Annotated in this window: 1 pseudogene; it reads left to right on the plus strand. The window is 68.9% G+C overall.

Annotated features, from left to right (window positions below):
- Positions 1–405: pseudogene (locus tag MOV61_RS30255) on the plus strand (hypothetical protein); the annotation flags it as partial.

Below are 405 nucleotides of genomic sequence, written 5' to 3' on the forward strand. Positions count from 1 at the left end.
GGCGGCGGCGGTGGTGGCGGGCGCGGGCCTGTTCCTGCCGGCGTTGAAGCTCGACGGGCGGATCGGGCCAAGGCTGTTTCCGGAAGGCGCCTTCCGGCTCGGTTCGGTTCTCGGGCATGGGTTCTGGGTGCTGTTCCTGATGTCGGCGAGCCATTCGGTCGGCAGCGTTTACCTGGCGCTGATGATCGACGCCGTCTTCGGTTTCCGGCCGGCGGTGGTCGGTTATCTGGTGGTGACCATGGCGCTCTCCTGGAGTGCGGTCGCGGTGGTCGCGAGCAGGATTACCGCGCTTGCTCCGCGGCACCGGTGGATGCGCGCAGGCGCATTGTTTCAACTGGCCGGGTTCCTCTGCCTCGCGGCAGCGTTCGCGAGCGGCTCGCTGGTGCTGCTGCTGGCGGGCCAGGT

The sequence above is a fragment of the Neorhizobium sp. BETTINA12A genome, assembly GCF_023006485.1.
Taxonomy (GTDB): Bacteria; Pseudomonadota; Alphaproteobacteria; order Rhizobiales; family Rhizobiaceae; genus Neorhizobium.